The 3429-nt window shown below is 49.8% G+C and carries 1 tRNA gene and 2 rRNA genes; all 3 read right to left on the bottom strand.

What is annotated here, in order from left to right:
* Nucleotides 1-1512 (bottom strand): 23S ribosomal RNA (locus QP439_RS08785); the annotation flags it as partial.
* Nucleotides 1513-1637: 125 nt separating this feature from the next.
* Nucleotides 1638-1710 (bottom strand) — tRNA-Ala (locus QP439_RS08780).
* Nucleotides 1711-1761: 51 nt separating this feature from the next.
* Nucleotides 1762-3308, bottom strand: a 16S ribosomal RNA gene (locus QP439_RS08775).
* Nucleotides 3309-3429 lie beyond the last annotated feature (121 nt).

The following is a 3429-nucleotide window of genomic DNA, read 5'->3' as shown; positions in this document are numbered from 1 at the left end:
TCACACCTCACTGCTTAGACAGACACTTCCAATCGTCTGCTTTAGTTAGCCTACTGCGTCCCTCCATCACTACATACTCTAGTACAGGAATATCAACCTGTTGTCCATCGGATACACCTTTCGGTCTCTCCTTAGGTCCCGACTAACCCAGGGCGGACGAGCCTTCCCCTGGAAACCTTAGTCTTACGGTGGACAGGATTCTCACCTGTCTTTCGCTACTCATACCGGCATTCTCACTTCTATGCGTTCCAGCACTCCTCACGGTACACCTTCATCACACATAGAACGCTCTCCTACCATACCTATAAAGGTATCCACAGCTTCGGTAAATTGTTTTAGCCCCGGTACATTTTCGGCGCAGGGTCACTCGACTAGTGAGCTATTACGCACTCTTTGAATGAATAGCTGCTTCTAAGCTAACATCCTAGTTGTCTGTGCAACCCCACATCCTTTTCCACTTAACAATTATTTTGGGACCTTAGCTGGTGGTCTGGGCTGTTTCCCTTTCGACTACGGATCTTAGCACTCGCAGTCTGACTGCCGACCATAATTCATTGGCATTCGGAGTTTATCTGAGATTGGTAATCCGGGATGGACCCCTCACCCAAACAGTGCTCTACCTCCAAGAATCTCTAATGTCGACGCTAGCCCTAAAGCTATTTCGGAGAGAACCAGCTATCTCCAAGTTCGTTTGGAATTTCTCCGCTACCCACAAGTCATCCAAGCACTTTTCAACGTGCCCTGGTTCGGTCCTCCAGTGCGTCTTACCGCACCTTCAACCTGCTCATGGGTAGGTCACATGGTTTCGGGTCTACGTCATGATACTAATTCGCCCTATTCAGACTCGGTTTCCCTACGGCTCCGTCTCTTCAACTTAACCTCGCATCATAACGTAACTCGCCGGTTCATTCTACAAAAGGCACGCTCTCACCCATTAACGGGCTCGAACTTGTTGTAGGCACACGGTTTCAGGTTCTATTTCACTCCCCTCCCGGGGTGCTTTTCACCTTTCCCTCACGGTACTGGTTCACTATCGGTCACTAGGGAGTATTTAGGGTTGGGAGATGGTCCTCCCAGATTCCGACGGGATTTCACGTGTCCCGCCGTACTCAGGATACTGCTAGGTACAAAGACTATTTTAAATACGAGGCTATTACTCTCTTTGGCTGATCTTCCCAAATCATTCTTCTATAATCTTTGAGTCCACATTGCAGTCCTACAACCCCGAAGAGTAAACTCTTCGGTTTGCCCTCCTGCCGTTTCGCTCGCCGCTACTAAGGCAATCGCTTTTGCTTTCTCTTCCTGCAGCTACTTAGATGTTTCAGTTCACTGCGTCTTCCTCCTCACATCCTTAACAGATGCGGGTAACAGGTAGTACCTGTTGGGTTCCCCCATTCGGAAATCCCTGGATCATCGCTTACTTACAGCTACCCAAGGCATATCGTCGTTTGTCACGTCCTTCTTCGGCTCCTAGTGCCAAGGCATCCACCGTGCGCCCTTATTAACTTAACCTTATTTTTTTGACCTTTCAGTCATAAACTCTTATTAATACTACAGCGTTTTCGGTTTATTTTCTTGTTACTATTTGATATAGATATTCAATTTTCAATGTGCATTACTTGGTGATCTCTCACCAATGGAGCCTAGCGGGATCGAACCGCTGACCTCCTGCGTGCAAAGCAGGCGCTCTCCCAGCTGAGCTAAGGCCCCACAAGACCTCTCAAGACTAAACAAGACCAATGCGCAGTTCCTTATCCTTAGAAAGGAGGTGATCCAGCCGCACCTTCCGATACGGCTACCTTGTTACGACTTCACCCCAATCATCTATCCCACCTTAGGCGGCTGGCTCCTAAAAGGTTACCTCACCGACTTCGGGTGTTACAAACTCTCGTGGTGTGACGGGCGGTGTGTACAAGGCCCGGGAACGTATTCACCGCGGCGTGCTGATCCGCGATTACTAGCGATTCCGACTTCATGTAGGCGAGTTGCAGCCTACAATCCGAACTGAGACTGGCTTTAAGAGATTAGCTTGCCGTCACCGGCTTGCGACTCGTTGTACCAGCCATTGTAGCACGTGTGTAGCCCAGGTCATAAGGGGCATGATGATTTGACGTCATCCCCACCTTCCTCCGGTTTATTACCGGCAGTCTCGCTAGAGTGCCCAACTGAATGATGGCAACTAACAATAGGGGTTGCGCTCGTTGCGGGACTTAACCCAACATCTCACGACACGAGCTGACGACAACCATGCACCACCTGTCACCTCTGTCCCGAAGGAAAACTCTATCTCTAGAGCGGTCAGAGGGATGTCAAGACCTGGTAAGGTTCTTCGCGTTGCTTCGAATTAAACCACATGCTCCACCGCTTGTGCGGGCCCCCGTCAATTCCTTTGAGTTTCAACCTTGCGGTCGTACTCCCCAGGCGGAGTGCTTAATGCGTTAGCTGCGGCACTAAACCCCGGAAAGGGTCTAACACCTAGCACTCATCGTTTACGGCGTGGACTACCAGGGTATCTAATCCTGTTTGCTCCCCACGCTTTCGAGCCTCAGCGTCAGTTACAAGCCAGAGAGCCGCTTTCGCCACCGGTGTTCCTCCATATATCTACGCATTTCACCGCTACACATGGAATTCCACTCTCCCCTCTTGCACTCAAGTTAAACAGTTTCCAAAGCGTACTATGGTTAAGCCACAGCCTTTAACTTCAGACTTATCTAACCGCCTGCGCTCGCTTTACGCCCAATAAATCCGGACAACGCTCGGGACCTACGTATTACCGCGGCTGCTGGCACGTAGTTAGCCGTCCCTTTCTGGTAAGATACCGTCACAGTGTGAACTTTCCACTCTCACACTCGTTCTTCTCTTACAACAGAGCTTTACGATCCGAAAACCTTCTTCACTCACGCGGCGTTGCTCGGTCAGACTTCCGTCCATTGCCGAAGATTCCCTACTGCTGCCTCCCGTAGGAGTCTGGGCCGTGTCTCAGTCCCAGTGTGGCCGATCACCCTCTCAGGTCGGCTATGTATCGTCGCCTTGGTGAGCCGTTACCCCACCAACTAGCTAATACAACGCAGGTCCATCTGGTAGTGATGCAATTGCACCTTTTAAGCAAATGTCATGCAACATCTACTCTTATGCGGTATTAGCTATCGTTTCCAATAGTTATCCCCCGCTACCAGGCAGGTTACCTACGCGTTACTCACCCGTTCGCAACTCATCCAGAGAAGCAAGCTCCTCCTTCAGCGTTCTACTTGCATGTATTAGGCACGCCGCCAGCGTTCGTCCTGAGCCAGGATCAAACTCTCATTAAAAGTTTGAGCTCTCACTCATTTCTGTCACTGACAGATTTATTGTTTTTTTCATTGTTCAGTACTACAACCTTAGTTGTAGTGCCCTGCACATTGGTTCGTCTTGTTCAGTTTTCAAAGGTCT

The sequence above is a fragment of the Streptococcus sp. UMB1203 genome (genome assembly GCF_030217725.1).
Classification (GTDB): domain Bacteria; phylum Bacillota; class Bacilli; order Lactobacillales; family Streptococcaceae; genus Streptococcus.
This window is presented reverse-complemented; position numbering and strand designations above follow the sequence as displayed.